The 14475-nt window shown below is 43.4% G+C and carries 13 protein-coding genes; 9 read left to right on the top strand and 4 right to left on the bottom strand.

Features of this window, described 5'->3' with window-relative positions; translation table 11 throughout:
- Positions 1 to 8 precede the first annotated feature (8 nt).
- A complete protein-coding gene (locus ACEZ3G_RS05365) occupies positions 9 to 2495 on the top strand; it encodes a ribonucleoside-diphosphate reductase subunit alpha (protein ID WP_432424417.1) in 2487 nt (828 codons plus the stop codon).
- Between the two features lie 791 nt (positions 2496 to 3286).
- On the opposite strand, the gene ACEZ3G_RS05360 is transcribed toward ACEZ3G_RS05365, so the two are convergent.
- From ACEZ3G_RS05360 to ACEZ3G_RS05350, 3 genes are read right to left on the bottom strand one after another with little or no spacing between them, the layout of a single operon-like run.
- Entirely contained in the window at positions 3287 to 4204 is a 918-nt protein-coding gene (locus tag ACEZ3G_RS05360; RefSeq protein WP_432424416.1) for a hydroxypyruvate isomerase family protein, read from the bottom strand.
- A 9-nt stretch (positions 4205 to 4213) separates the two neighbouring features.
- The gene (locus tag ACEZ3G_RS05355) at positions 4214 to 4861 is read right to left on the bottom strand and encodes a gluconate 2-dehydrogenase subunit 3 family protein (RefSeq protein WP_432424415.1); all 648 of its coding nucleotides are present in this window, start codon (positions 4859 to 4861) and stop codon (positions 4214 to 4216) included.
- Entirely contained in the window at positions 4861 to 6573 is a 1713-nt protein-coding gene (locus ACEZ3G_RS05350) for a GMC oxidoreductase (protein ID WP_432424414.1), read from the bottom strand. The genes ACEZ3G_RS05355 and ACEZ3G_RS05350 overlap by 1 nt, the downstream gene beginning before the upstream one ends.
- Positions 6574 to 6716: 143 nt before the next feature.
- Between ACEZ3G_RS05350 and ACEZ3G_RS05345 the strand changes: the two genes are divergently transcribed.
- From ACEZ3G_RS05345 to ACEZ3G_RS05330, 4 genes are all read left to right on the top strand, one after another.
- Positions 6717 to 7715, top strand: a complete 999-nt coding sequence (locus ACEZ3G_RS05345) for a sugar phosphate isomerase/epimerase family protein (protein WP_432424413.1) — start codon at positions 6717 to 6719, stop codon at positions 7713 to 7715.
- A 15-nt stretch (positions 7716 to 7730) separates the two neighbouring features.
- Positions 7731 to 8174: a DinB family protein gene (locus tag ACEZ3G_RS05340; RefSeq protein WP_432424412.1), complete on the top strand. Its 444-nt coding sequence runs from the start codon at positions 7731 to 7733 to the stop codon at positions 8172 to 8174.
- Between the two features lie 14 nt (positions 8175 to 8188).
- Positions 8189 to 9415 carry a nucleoside permease gene (locus tag ACEZ3G_RS05335; RefSeq protein WP_432424411.1) on the top strand — a complete coding sequence of 409 codons (1227 nt, stop codon included), beginning with the start codon at positions 8189 to 8191 and terminating at the stop codon, positions 9413 to 9415.
- A gap of 63 nt (positions 9416 to 9478) precedes the next feature.
- Positions 9479 to 10618 (top strand): Gfo/Idh/MocA family protein, encoded by a 1140-nt coding sequence (locus ACEZ3G_RS05330; protein ID WP_432424410.1) that lies wholly within the window; start codon positions 9479 to 9481, stop codon positions 10616 to 10618.
- 59 nt (positions 10619 to 10677) lie between these two features.
- Here ACEZ3G_RS05330 and ACEZ3G_RS05325 read toward each other — a convergent pair whose 3' ends face one another.
- A complete protein-coding gene (locus tag ACEZ3G_RS05325; RefSeq protein WP_432424409.1) occupies positions 10678 to 11142 on the bottom strand; it encodes an ASCH domain-containing protein in 465 nt (154 codons plus the stop codon).
- Positions 11143 to 11453: 311 nt separating this feature from the next.
- Between ACEZ3G_RS05325 and ACEZ3G_RS05320 the strand changes: the two genes are divergently transcribed.
- The 4 genes from ACEZ3G_RS05320 to ACEZ3G_RS05305 are packed head-to-tail and all read left to right on the top strand — an operon-like array spanning position 11454 to position 14325.
- Positions 11454 to 12506: a sugar phosphate isomerase/epimerase family protein gene (locus ACEZ3G_RS05320; RefSeq protein WP_432424408.1), complete on the top strand. Its 1053-nt coding sequence runs from the start codon at positions 11454 to 11456 to the stop codon at positions 12504 to 12506.
- A 10-nt stretch (positions 12507 to 12516) separates the two neighbouring features.
- Positions 12517 to 13284 carry a 3-keto-disaccharide hydrolase gene (locus ACEZ3G_RS05315; protein WP_432424407.1) on the top strand — a complete coding sequence of 256 codons (768 nt, stop codon included), beginning with the start codon at positions 12517 to 12519 and terminating at the stop codon, positions 13282 to 13284.
- A gap of 32 nt (positions 13285 to 13316) precedes the next feature.
- Positions 13317 to 14141 (top strand): 3-keto-disaccharide hydrolase, encoded by an 825-nt coding sequence (locus ACEZ3G_RS05310; protein WP_432424406.1) that lies wholly within the window; start codon positions 13317 to 13319, stop codon positions 14139 to 14141.
- 19 nt (positions 14142 to 14160) lie between these two features.
- Positions 14161 to 14325: an SdpI family protein gene (locus tag ACEZ3G_RS05305; RefSeq protein WP_432424405.1), complete on the top strand. Its 165-nt coding sequence runs from the start codon at positions 14161 to 14163 to the stop codon at positions 14323 to 14325.
- Positions 14326 to 14475 lie beyond the last annotated feature (150 nt).

Here is a 14475-nt window from a genome sequence, read left to right as displayed (position 1 = left end):
TGTAGCAAATGTATGTAATCAAAAGAGATGGCAGAAAAGAGCTGGTGATGTTCGACAAGATCACCGCTCGGGTCCGTAAATTATGTTATGGCCTCAATGCACTGGTCGATCCGTTAAAAGTGGCCATGCGTGTCATTGAAGGGCTTTATGACGGTGTGACGACTTCAGAACTCGATAACCTTGCCGCCGAGATTGCGGCTACCATGACCACTACCCATCCTGATTACGCAAAATTGGCGGCACGTATCTCTGTATCGAATTTGCACAAGAACACAAAGAAATCGTTCTCTGAAACGATGAAGGATCTTTACGAGTACATAAACCCTCGAACCAATAAAAAGGCCCCGTTGTTGTCAGATGAAGTCTATAAAGTGATTTCAGAGAACGCTGAACGTTTGGATTCGACGATAATATACAACCGTGATTTTGGCTACGATTATTTCGGTTTTAAGACGCTTGAACGATCCTACCTGCTCAAATTGAACGGTAAAATTGCAGAAAGGCCCCAACACATGCTTATGCGTGTTGCCGTTGGCATCCATTTGAATGATCTTGATTCCGCAATCGAGACCTATGAATTGATGTCGAAGAAATATTTCACACATGCCACTCCGACCCTGTTCAATTCGGGAACACCAAAACCCCAAATGTCCTCATGTTTTCTTTTGACGATGAAAGAAGACAGCATCGATGGTATATACGACACGTTGAAGCAAACGGCCAAGATTTCGCAATCGGCGGGTGGTATAGGACTTTCTATCCATAATGTTAGGGCTACGGGATCATATATCGCAGGCACGAACGGTACTTCGAACGGAATCGTGCCGATGCTTCAGGTCTTTAACGACACGGCAAGGTATGTCGATCAAGGTGGCGGAAAAAGAAAGGGAAGTTTTGCAATTTATATGGAACCATGGCATGCCGATGTATATGAATTCCTTGATTTGAAGAAAAACCATGGAAAAGAAGAGATGAGGGCCCGTGACTTGTTCTACGCCATGTGGATTCCCGATTTGTTCATGAAAAGGGTAGAGGCCAATGAAAATTGGACATTGATGTGTCCGAATGAGTGTCCAGGGTTATTTACCAATCATAGTGAAGAATTCGAAAAATTGTATCTAGGATACGAGGCAAAAGGAAAGGGTAGAAAGACGGTAAGGGCAAGAGAGCTTTGGGAGAAAATCTTGGAATCGCAGATTGAAACCGGCACGCCCTACATGTTGTACAAAGATGCGGCCAACCGAAAAAGTAATCAAAAAAACCTTGGTACCATTCGGTCTTCGAACCTCTGTACCGAGATTATGGAATATACTTCGCCAGACGAGGTAGCTGTTTGTAATTTGGCTTCCATAGCATTGCCGATGTTCGTTAAAAATGGTGAGTTTGACCATAAGGAATTATTCAAGGTAACAAAACGCGTGACCAAGAACCTCAATAGGGTCATCGATAGAAACTACTATCCTGTCAAAGAGGCTGAAAATTCGAACATGCGCCATAGACCTATAGGTTTGGGCGTGCAGGGCTTGGCCGATACCTTTATCATGTTGCGGCTACCTTTTACCAGCGATGAAGCAAAGAAATTGAACCAAGAAATTTTCGAGACCTTGTATTTTGCGGCCGTTACCGCCTCAATGGAGGCCGCTAAGGAAGAAGGACCTTACTCCACTTACGATGGTTCGCCCATCTCGAAGGGTGAATTTCAGCATAACCTATGGGGGATCAAAGATGAAGAACTTTCCGGAAGGTGGGATTGGGAAAAACTTAGGAAGAACGTCAAAAAGAACGGCGTTCGCAACTCCCTTTTGGTGGCGCCGATGCCCACGGCATCTACATCACAGATTTTGGGAAACAATGAATGTTTTGAGCCTTATACTTCCAATATCTATACAAGGAGGGTATTGAGCGGTGAGTTTATCGTTGTTAACAAACATTTATTGGAAGATTTGGTAGAACTAGGTTTGTGGAACGAAAATATGAAGCAAGAGTTGATGCGTGCCAATGGGTCGATCCAGCATATTGAGACAATACCGCAAGATATTCGAGATCTCTATAAGACCGTATGGGAGCTGAGCATGAAAGATATTATCGATATGTCAAGACATAGGGGTTACTTCATAGATCAGAGCCAATCATTGAATTTGTTCATGGAGAACGCAAACTATGCCAAGCTGACCTCGATGCACTTCTATGCATGGAAAAGCGGCCTTAAGACCGGAATGTACTACTTGCGGACCAAAGCTGCCGTAGACGCCATTAAATTTACGCTGGACAATACCAAGAAAAAGGAAGTACCGGTCAGTGTGGCTGCCGAGGCTGAAGTATCCGTCGAAGCATTGCCAAATCAAGAAGCGGCAAAAACAATTGAAGTTCGTTCGACCCCTGTAACCTCTCAAGAGTTGGATATACAGCCAATGACACCTGCAGAAATGAAAGAGATGATAGCCCGGGCCAAAGAAGGTCAGGCCGATGACGATTGCCTGATGTGCGGATCTTAATATGGTATGGGCTGGTTAAACAAATGCAAGCACCCTGGCTATAAGTCAGGGTTTTTGTTTGCCATTATTGAAATGGAAATGGGTAAATCAAAGCAAAAGAATAATGTGCAATAGGTTGCTCAGAACAACTTGCAAAAATACGAAATAGACAATGAACCGCTACTTTTCAAAGTAGGGTCGAAGCGCACTTGAAAAGACAAATGCCATTGCGTAAATAATAAGAATAATAAGATACTTGTCCATGCCCCGGATTTTGTATGTATTAATATCTACGAATAAAGAACGCAAAAAGACTATTTAAATTTCAAAAATTGTGAAAAAAATAACAAAAGCTTGAGAACCTTCTGAAAAGTGGGCAAAAAAGACCTAAAGAAAATTGGAAAATGGCACACATGGACCGTTTCAATATCCGATCCATGTGTGTCATGTTGCATTTAATAGGATGGGGAAACCTTTTTAATTTTGATTACCATCTTAGAACTACCGGTCTTCGAAACCCAATGGCCGTGACTTTCTGAAAAAGTGTCGATACGCCGTTCTTGAGACCAATAGCAATGCAATGTAACTGATAAGTAGGTATAAATAAGGGGTCATAATATAAAGAACGGCCATAGTAGAGAATATCTTACCCCGATATTGTGTCATACATCGAAAAAGGGAAATATTTTCGACAAACTGCAAGATCTTTTTTTTAGATCCGATGAATGACCTTTAAATGGTCCATAAGGTGTGGCCTAAATAAAAAAGGCCTCTATCAAAGAGGCCTCCTTTCAGTTAGATCGATTGAAAAATCATAAAAAATCATCTACTTTTTTATAAGAATCAATAACAGCCTGCTCACCGGCCTTTTCAGGTTTTGAATTACCGTGCTCCATTCCTAGAACGCCATCAAAACCTTTTTCGTGAATCCATTTGAATACATTTTTGTAATTGATTTCACCTGTTGTAGGTTCTTTTCGTCCGGGATTATCGCCAATTTGTATATAGGCGATTTCATCCCAAGTAAGTCCCATGTTATGGATCAGATGTCCTTCTGTTTTCTGTAAATGATAGATGTCATACAATATCTTACACGACGGACTATCTACTCCTTTACAGATCATATAGGTTTGATCTGAATTTTGTAAATACAGATCCGGAGAATCTGAGAGAGGCTCCAAAACCATTACTAGGCCATGGGGCTCGAAAATCTCTGCACCTCTCTTTAAAGCTTCAATAACGTTGGCATCTTGAACACCGACCGGCAACCTTCGTTCGTACCCGCCGGGTACAACGGTCATCCATTTGGCATTGACACGTTTGGCGACTTCGACCGCCCTTCTACAACCATCTAAGAATATGTCTACATGTTCTTTCTTGCCAGCGGCCAAGGTGTTTGCCATATTGCCGCCCTTGTCGACAACAAAAACACCCATCGTCATACCGTGTTTTGCAAGGGTCTCTCCCATCTTGGTCTGTAAGGCAACATCGCGACCCATCATACCATTGTCTTCAAAAGCGCTAAAACCCTGTTCGGCCATAAAATTCAACTGATCAATAGGGTCATCGCCAGCGTGGTTTTTGAACATCCCCAAATGTGGGGCATATTTAAGATTGAACTTGTGTGGTGCCAAGGGAGTCGAACGTCCATTGATATTTGCAAGAGCACTACCCATGGTCAGCGCACTCGCACTTAGTACTGTTTTTTGAATAAAATTCCTTCTTTTCATGAGTTTGATTTATAACGACCAAGCTTTACCACCTGTCAATTCTTGAAGGTTTCCACAGCTGATATATTCACCTGGTACCGGCAGATAGGCCAAAACCTCTTCACCGACAAATTCAGAGGCCTTGTAGCCCCAAATAGTCATTCCCCTAAGATTATCCGCAAAGGCAAAATGCGCAACATTGTCATCCATCTGGGCGGCCTGGCCTTCGGCAATGGCTTCTTTGTAGGAGTTGATGGTTTCATGGTAAGTTACTTGGTCTTCCTTGCTTACCTTCAGTGACGACGCAAGAACCGGTTCTAGGTCTTCTGAAGTAAGGTCTTCGATCTTTTCTTTTCCGGCATTCTCCAAAGCTTTGCCCAAAAATTTACCCAGTGACATTCTAACAAAATCTTGTTGTTCGGCCTCCATCACCTGATCGGCGAAACGATCGATAAAAATATTGACCTGTACTTCTGAGGCAGAAGGAGTATCGGTTTTCGGCAGAATAATATCCACAAGCTTAGTCAAAACAGCCCCTTCCTCCCTTGAAAAGAATTCAGGCGTCCACTCCAGTACTTTCTCTGTCTTGCAGCTTTGTACGATACTGATCAATGTAGGTGTTGCCACGGCGTAGCCCAATGACAGCCCCATATTCTTAAGTGCTTTTCTTCTGTTCATTATATATTTCCTTTTTTAAGTTCTTGGGCCGCGTGGTTGGCAGCTCTTGCCGTAAAGGCCATATAGGTAAGAGAAGGGTTGACGCAACTTGCCGAGGTCATGAAAGCCCCGTCAGTTACATAAACATTGGGCACATCGTGAATTTGATTGTTGCCGTTCAGAACCGATGTCTTTCGACTACGTCCCATACGGGCCGTACCCATTTCGTGTATGCCCAGACCCAGTGCGCCGGGTCGATCATAACCTTGGACATCTCGAAGCCCCGCTTTTTCGAGCATTTCAATGGCCGATTCTTGCATGTCTTTGCGCATATTCCATTCGTTTTCCTTGAATTCGGCGTCAAAAGTAACCGTAGGAAGTCCCCATTGGTCTTTTTTGTCGTAATCCAAGGTCATTCGATTGTCCTCATAAGGCAATACCTCACCGAAACCACCGATTCCCATTGTCCATCCACCTGGTTTTAAAATGGCTTCTTTCAAACTTTTACCATGTGACATTTCGGCGACCATATCTTCCCAATTGCCCCTACTGGCACCACCTTGGTAACCGAAACCTCGTTTATAGTCTTTTCTATCTGAGTCGCCGCCAAGATTTCGAAACCTAGGAATATAGACCCCGCTGGGTTTCCTTCCTTTATAATATTTGTCGTCAAAACCGTCAAATTTACCTGAAGCACCGACACCGAGATGGTGGTCCATGATATTTCTTCCCAATTGATCGGAATCATTTCCCATTCCGTTCGGAAAACGGTCTGATTTTGATTGCATCAATATTGAGGTCGACGCAATGGCCGAGGCGCATAAAAAGATGACCTTCGCCTTGAACTCGTGGGCTTCCTTGGTGACCCGGTCGATAACTTTTACACCGGTGGCACGCTTGGTATCGGGATCATAGATTACCTCATGTACAATGGAATCGGGTCTCAAGGTCATATTGCCAGTTCGTTCGGCCGCCGGTAATGTAGATGAGAGACTACTGAAATAAGCCCCGAAAGGGCAACCTCTGATGCATCGGTTTCTAAATTGGCACTTACTGCGCCCTTCAAATTCTTTGGTGCCGGTAATGTGAGCTGTACGCCCGGCAGTAATCACCCTGCCGTCAAAATGTTCGGCTACCTTCTCTCTTACATGTTGTTCTACACAATTAAGCTCCATCATGGGCAGAAAATTGCTGTCGGGCAACTGGGGCAGGTTCAATGCTTCACCGCTCACACCGATATAGTTTTCGACCTTTTCGTACCAAGGGGCGATATCTTTGTACCGAACGGGCCAATCGACGGCGATACCTTCTCTTTGGTTGGCCGTGAAATCGATATCGCTCCAACGATAGCTCTGTCGGCCCCATTGCAATGAGCGCCCACCGACGTGGTAACCACGCATCCAATCAAAACGCTTGACCTCGTTATATGGGTGCTCAAGGTCGTTTACGAACCACATTTTACTAGCAGCATTCGTTGTATAACCGGTTCTGTTCTGTTTGGGCTGTTTTTCGAGATCGGCCTTTGTGGGTTCCCCGGCATTGGGAAAATCCCACGGATCCATATTGGCGGTTTCGTAGTCCTCGATATGCTTGACCATTCTGCCGCGCTCCAAAACCAATGTTTTTAAACCGTTTTCACATAATTCCTTGGCTGCCCAGCCTCCGCTGATACCCGTTCCTACAACAATCGCATCATACGATTCCTGCTCGTCGTTGTAATAGAATTTATTCATGTATATGATTGTTTAGCTTCTAAATTTATTAAATATAAAATTAATTCTCTACATTTAAACCTCATACTTATTGACTGTACGGCACTATTTCGATTGAGTATATGTTTTAGTTAAATAAGATTCAATAATCAACAAACAAAAAAATGAAAAAAGATTATATGCCCACAAAGCGTTATGTATTAGTTGTATCCCTTTTGCTTTCATTGGTATTTTTTGCCTGTAAGGACAAAAAGGAAAAGGAAGTCGAAACAGAGGACATGGAAACGACCATGACAGAGAGCGAAGCGCCTTTTTTTAAGCTTTCGCTTGCGCAATGGTCCATTCATAAGATGATCAGGAACGATAGCGTAGACCCTTATAGTTTTGCTGAAAAAGCAAAGAGCTGGGGCTTTTCGGGATTGGAGTATGTCAGCCAATTATATCCCGCCGATTTGGAAAATAACGAATATTCAGAACAAGCAATGAACGCCTTTGTTGAAAGGTCGAACGCTGAGGCCAAAAAACATGGTATGCAAAATGTGCTGATAATGATCGATGGGCAAGGAAATCTTGCTGTCAGTGACGATGCCGAAAGAAAAGCGGCAGTAGAAAGACATTATAAGTGGGTCGATGCCGCCGCTGCCATGGGATGTCACGCTATTAGGGTTAATCTTAATGGGGAAAGCGATCCTGAAAAATGGAAGGCAAACTCCATTGACGGCCTGACACAGCTTGCCACCTATGCCAAGGGCAAAAACATCAACATCATAGTTGAAAACCATGGAGGACTTTCATCGAACGGGGCCATGCATGCTGAGGTAATGAAAGCGGTAAATATGGATAACTGTGGTACCCTGCCCGATTTTGGCAATTTTTGCATTACCCGAAAAAAAGACAGTTGGGAGTGTGAAGAGATGTACGATATCTATAAGGGAGTCGCTGAACTCATGCCCTACGCCAAAGCCGTCAGTGCCAAATCGAACGTATTCGACGAAAATGGCGACGAGGTCAACATCGATTATGCAAGAATGTTGCAGATCGTGAAAGATGCCGGGTACGACTCATATATAGGTGTCGAGTATGAAGGAAACGAACTTAGTGAAGAAGCGGGAATTTTAGCTACACGTGATTTACTTATCAGAGCTTCGAAAGAGGTCAATTAAATCGATAAATGCTTCATGAAGGTGTTTTTTAACCAGCTGTTCGATTACAATTTCTATTGCAACAAAAGATTGATCGAAGTTTGTTGCACCTTAGACTCAGTGCCAGAAAAGAGTATCGAACTCTTTAGCCATATATTGAACGCCCATCATTTATGGAATTCAAGAATCTTGGGTAAATCGCCCGAATATAAAGTATGGCAGCTTCATGATGTAAAGCAATGGGGAGATATCCATTACGAGAACCAAAGAGGTTCTTTCGAGATTATCACGAATACCGATGACTTCGAAAAGCGAATAGACTATGAAAACTCAGAAGGCCGCTCATTCACGAATACCTTGCAGGATATTTTTTTTCATATAGTCAACCACTCTGCCCATCACAGGGGGCAGATTGCGACAAACTTTAGGTCTAACGGTATAGAACCTTTATCGTTGGATTATATTTATTACAAACGTTAGAACTTGCTCTTCATATGAATAATGGTGTACGTGCCCAGCTTTCGCTCATGATGTTCCTTGAGTTCTTTATATGGGGAAGTTGGTACGTGACCATGGGGATTTATCTGCCGAATACCTTAGGGTCGGGCGGCGCGGAAATCGCCCAGGCCTATTCCACGCAATCATGGGGTGCAATTTTGGCTCCCTTCATTATCGGTCTTATTGCGGATCGTTATTTCAATGCTGAACGAATTTTAGGGGCGTTGCACCTCATAGGGGCAATATTGATGTACTTACTTTATACAGCAACAGATTTTACTATATTTTATCCTTTTTTGTTGTCGTACATGATTTTGTACATGTCGACCTTGGCCTTGGTCAATTCCGTTTCTTTCAACCAAATGAAAGACCCGGCGAAAGAGTTTTCGTTCGTTCGCGTTTTTGGAACAATTGGTTGGATTGCCGCAGGATCCTTGATCAGCTATCTGAACTGGGATTCGCAGGAAGGAATCTCTGAAGGTATTCTCCGTAACACCTTTTTGATGGCAGCTATTTCTTCGGCAATTTTGGGCATCTTCAGTTTTACGCTACCCAAAACACCGCCCCGTGCCGACCGAAATGAAAAGATAACGATTTCAAAGTTATTGGGGCTCGATGCCCTGGCGTTGTTCAAAGACCGTAATTTTTTGATATTCTTCTTGGCATCTGTTTTCATTTGTATTCCTTTGGCTTTCTACTATCAGCACGCCGGACAGTTTTTGGGGGAAATAGGAGTTGGCAATCCCGCCGGAAAGATGACTATCGGTCAGTGGTCCGAAATTCTTTTTATGCTGTTATTGCCTTTCTTTTTTAAACGCTTTGGCTTTAAAAATACGATACTTATCGCGATGCTGGCCTGGGGGCTTCGGTACCTCGCATTTGCCTATGGCAATGCCGGCGAACTGTCTTTGCTCATCATGATCGGCATTGCCCTGCACGGTATCTGTTATGACTTTTTCTTCGTTTCCGGCCAGATCTATACCGATACGAAAGCGGGATCTGCCTATAAAAGTGCCGCACAAGGCTTGATCACATTGGCTACCTACGGTGTCGGTATGCTCATAGGATTTTGGATTGCCGGACAGATAACGGATGCCTATGTAATTGCAGATGGCGTACATGAGTGGAAAACGATATGGATTTACCCCGCGGCGTTTGCAGCAGGGGTTTTGGTATTGTATGCCTTGTTGTTCAAAAACGAAAAAATCGAATATAAATCCTAGAAAATTTATAAATTGAGCGATAGAAGAAAACATCGATAATTCTGTCGTATTAAACAATTGATTATGCCAAAAAAAATAAGATTAGGAGTTTTAGGAGGGGGAGGTGATTCTCTCATCGGGGTGTTACATAGGGTAGCCTCACATATTAACGATAACTATCAAATTGTAGGGGCCGTCTTTAACCCTGACTTTAAGGCCAATAAGGCTTTTGCGCGAGAGATCGATGTTCCTCTTGACAGAATTTATGAAGACTTCGACACTATGATCGAAGAAGAGATGAAATTGCCCGAAAGCGAACGTATTCAGGTCTGTTCGGTGCTAACCCCGAATTTCCTGCATTTTCCAATGGCCAAAAAATTATTGGAGAACGGTTTTCATGTCATCTGCGAAAAACCGATGACAACTACTTATGAAGAAGCAAAGATTTTACAGAAGGCCCATAATAAAGCGGGTACCGTTTTTGCATTGACCCATACCTATACCGGTTACCCGATGGTTCGCCAAATGCGTGAAATGATAAAGGCCGGTGCCATAGGAAAAATACATAAGGTCGATGCGCGATATTATCAGGGGTGGATAAATGAAATTATACATGACAAGAAAAAGCGATCGACCGTTTGGCGCTTAGATCCCAAAAAAGCGGGAATCAGTTCTTGCATGGGAGATATTGGGGTGCATGCCTTCAACCTCATTGAATATACTACAGGTCTTCAGGTAAAATCACTGCTCTGTGATTTTAATTACTTATATAAGGATAACAAAATGGATGTCGATGGCACTGTATTGATCCGTATGGATGACTATGTTAAAGGGGTCATTCGCGGAAGTCAGGTCGCTACGGGCGAGGAAAATGGACTGGCCATTGCCATTTATGGTTCGAAAGGTGCCTTTAGGTGGGAGCAGGAAAACCCGAATTTTCTTTACAAATTAAGCGATACAGAGCCTACCCAAGTGTACAAGCCCGGCCATGCCTATAATTCAAAATTGTCTCTTGACGGTACAAAGTTACCTCCTGGACACCCCGAAGGCATCTTTGATTCAATGGCGAATATTTATCTGGGGGCGGCCAAGGCCATTCGTGGCAAGAAATACAATGACGGCGAATTTCCGACCATGAACGACGGCGTTCGCGGTATGGATTTCATCGAAGCTACCGTAGCCTCACATAAAGACGGGAATGTTTGGGTGAAATTGAAAAAATGAACCTAGGGGATTCTTAAATTATATCAAATAAGAAGGGCCGCTTTTGCGGCCCCTTTGTTTTACCTTTCGAACACCTTCTCGAATTCTTGACAGACAATGATCATACTTTCCCTGGGTACCCGTCCGAACGGTTCCAGTTCGCGGGTAAAATAATCCCAATGCACCTTTTTCCAATAGTCCAATGATTGGTCTCCTTCTCCTTCAAGTTTGGCATATTCTTCATCGATACTGAAAAAGGGCTTGAGCCTTACCTTTGTTGTTTTGACGATACATTGTGCCTCTCCCTCCCAATTTGTTATTACGGTGAAATCACCGATTTTAGGCAGTCGTTCTTTTCTATGCTGTAAGCCCAACAACGAATCCGAAGTCGCCTTTTTGATGCCCTTTTTGACCAAAGAAGCACAGGTATTGGCATCTTCTTCATTATCGCAAAAATGAATGGTATTGGGGGCTTCGTGAAAAGCATCCTCAAGATGCTTGTCCAAATAATCTCCCCACATATTTCTAGCTGAAGCATTGTCCATGTCTCCTAAAACGTATTTGGTTTGGTTTATATTGTTTATTGGTCGTCACGTAAATATTCCATTTTTCGGCAGCCAACCGTTCTATCCGTGTGTTGGTAGTTTGGCGCTATTTCCTAAAATGTTTTGACCAGGTCTTACGTGTTGCCTTGGTTCAAATCGTATTATATTTCTTGTTTTAATCATTAGGCTTTTGCTATATTTATGACTTGACTCAAAAGAAAGCAAGTCATTACGATTTGATTTCTAAATATAGGATATAATTATTTAAGGATATCAGAACCAATTTTCAATAACACGCATAAAGTATTATAATGAAGACTATAAAAGGGCCAGCGGTTTTTTTGGCACAGTTCGTAGATAGCAAGGCACCGTTCAACACCTTGGACGGTATGTGTAAATGGGCATCCGATTTGGGGTATAAGGGAATACAGATCCCCACTTGGGAAAGTTTTCTCATCGATTTGGACAAAGCGGCTGAAAGCCAGACCTACTGCGATGAATTAAAGGGAAAGGTCAATTCATACGGATTGGAGATTACCGAATTGTCTACACACCTGCAGGGCCAGTTGGTGGCCGTACACCCGGCATACGACTTGATGTTCGATAATTTTGCTCCCGACAAAGTGAAGAACAATCCCAAGGCACGTACCGAATGGGCGGTCGATGTGGTAAAGAAAGCGGCCACTGCAAGCCGTAGGCTCGGTATAAAAGCCCATGCTACATTCTCAGGGGCTTTGCTATGGCACACCTGGCACCCATGGCCGCAGCGGCCCTCTGGCCTGGTCGAAATGGGCTTTGAGGAACTCGCCAAAAGATGGATGCCTATTTTGAACCATTTCGATGAAGAGGGGGTTGATGTCTGTTATGAGATACACCCGGGAGAAGATTTGCACGACGGAGATACTTTTGAACGATTTTTGGAAGCCACAGGAAACCATAAAAGAGTGAATATTCTTTATGATCCTAGCCATTTTGTGTTACAGCAATTGGATTATATCGAATACATCGACCACTATCACGAGTTCATCAGATCATTCCATGTAAAAGATTCGGAATTTAACCCTACCGGAAAGAAAGGTGCCTTTGGCGGATATAACGATTGGGGCGATAGAGCGGGAAGATACCGTTCACTTGGTGATGGACAGATCGATTTTAAGACCATCTTCTCAAAATTGACACAATATGGTTGTGATGTTTGGGCCGTGATGGAATGGGAATGCTGTATCAAGAGCCCTGAACAAGGTGCACGTGAGGGTGCCATCTTCATTCGAGATCATATCATCGAGGCGACCGAAAAGACTTTTGATGATTTTGCCGGTGCCGAAATAGATAAAGATGTATTAAAAAAGATTCTTGGAACTTAAAATGAAATCAATGAAAAAAGTATTACTTGTTGCCCTAATGGTTTTGGCATTGCAGGCTTGCAAAGAGAATGCCAAAGAAACATCCGCAGATATAGATGCCGAGACTGCGGCCGAGACGGACATGAAAATGTCGGAAGATAATGAATGGACCGAACTTTCATTAGATGATTGGCAAGCCTTTAAGGGCGGACCTGCGCCCGAGTTTTGGAAAGAAGAAGACGGGGCCATTGTGTTTTATCCACCAAGTGACGAGGCCCGAATGAGTCCTGATGGTGAAAGAAAATCCTTTAATATTGTCACCAAGAATGACTATTCGAGCTTTGTGCTTTCCTTGGAATGGAAAATATCGGATACTGGTAACAGCGGTATTATGTGGGGTGTAAGCGAAGAAGACAAATACAAGGAACCCTATCATACCGGATTGGAGATCCAGGTGCTTGATAACGAGAAGCATCCCGATGCCAAAAATGGCACAACGCATCAAGCAGGTGCCCTTTATGATTTGGTCGAGCCTTCAGAAGATGCCACTAAACCTGTCGGTGAATGGAATTTAGCGGAAATCACGGTCGACTATGCCGCCAATAAAGGCAGTTCGGTTCTTAACGGTGTCGAGGTGGCGACTTTTCCTGTGGGTGGACCCGAACTAGATCAGCTTTTGAAAGGGTCCAAATTTGATGGTTGGGATGGTTTTGGAAAGTTCAAGACCGGTAAGATCGCGTTGCAGGATCATGGTGATGTTGTGGCATTCCGTAACATTAAGATCAAAGAATTGAAATAAACGCAAACCAAAATAACCAAAACCTAATACGTATGAAGCGATTACTTTGTCTGATGACCCTATCTGCCTTGGTTTTTTCATGTAAGGAAGCACCAAAACCTGAAATGACTGAAGATACTGTCGAAAAAATAGAGCAAGTGCCGGTCATAACCTACGAAGAATATTCAGGTACCGAACCTACCACTCCCGAAGAAACGGAGTATTATGAACCAAAAGTACCTGTTGTGACCCCAAATGCAAAAGGTGCCGCACCGAGCGATGCGATCGTGCTCTTTGATGGAAGTGATCTTGATGCATGGATAAGCTCTAATGACAGCACGGCCGCCCCATGGCATCTTAACAAGAATGGAAGTATGACGGTTAAGGATAAGACCGGAAACATACAGACCAAACAGAATTTTGGCGATATTCAATTGCATATCGAATGGAAATCACCCGCAGAAGTGCGTAGGGAAGGTCAGAACCGTGGCAACAGTGGCATTTTTCTGAACGGGATCTATGAGATCCAAGTTTTGGACAATAATGATAACGATACTTATGTGAACGGACAGGTCGGTTCTATATACAAACAGGGGCCTCCTTTGGCGATGGCATCGGTACCAAGCGGTGAATGGAACACGTATGACATTATTTACCATATGCCCGAATTCAATGCCGATGGTGGTAAAATAAAGTCGGCCACGGTAACCGTTCTTCACAATGGTATATTGATTCAAGACCATACAGAGATAAAGGGAACCACGCCCTATATCGGTTGGCCTAAGAACGACCCCCATGGCAAAGGGCCTTTGATGCTTCAAGATCATGGTGATAATAGTCGTGTAAGCTATCGTAATATTTGGGTTCGGGAACTTTAGCGTGAATTGGGATGTCTTTATGATAGCCGTTGTGCCTGGCCTGTTACTCTTGCCCTTGGCCTGGTATTACAAAGAACATCCGCCTAAAAACATCAATTGGCTCTATGGGTATCGCACCAAGAGATCAATGGCAAATCAAGAGGTTTGGGAGTATGCAAATCGATTGGGTGCCAAGATGATTTGACGACATTCTTTAATTGTTTTGGCAGTAGGAATCCTGGTGGGACTGTTTCTACCGTCAAATTATATTCTCTTTATCGTTGTGCCAACGGCACTTATCGGTATAGGAATTGGATTATATTGGTGCGAGACCCAATTGAACAAACGATTCGAC

The organism is Meishania litoralis (assembly GCF_042611095.1).
GTDB classification, from domain to species: domain Bacteria; phylum Bacteroidota; class Bacteroidia; order Flavobacteriales; family Flavobacteriaceae; genus Meishania; species Meishania litoralis.
This window is presented reverse-complemented; position numbering and strand designations above follow the sequence as displayed.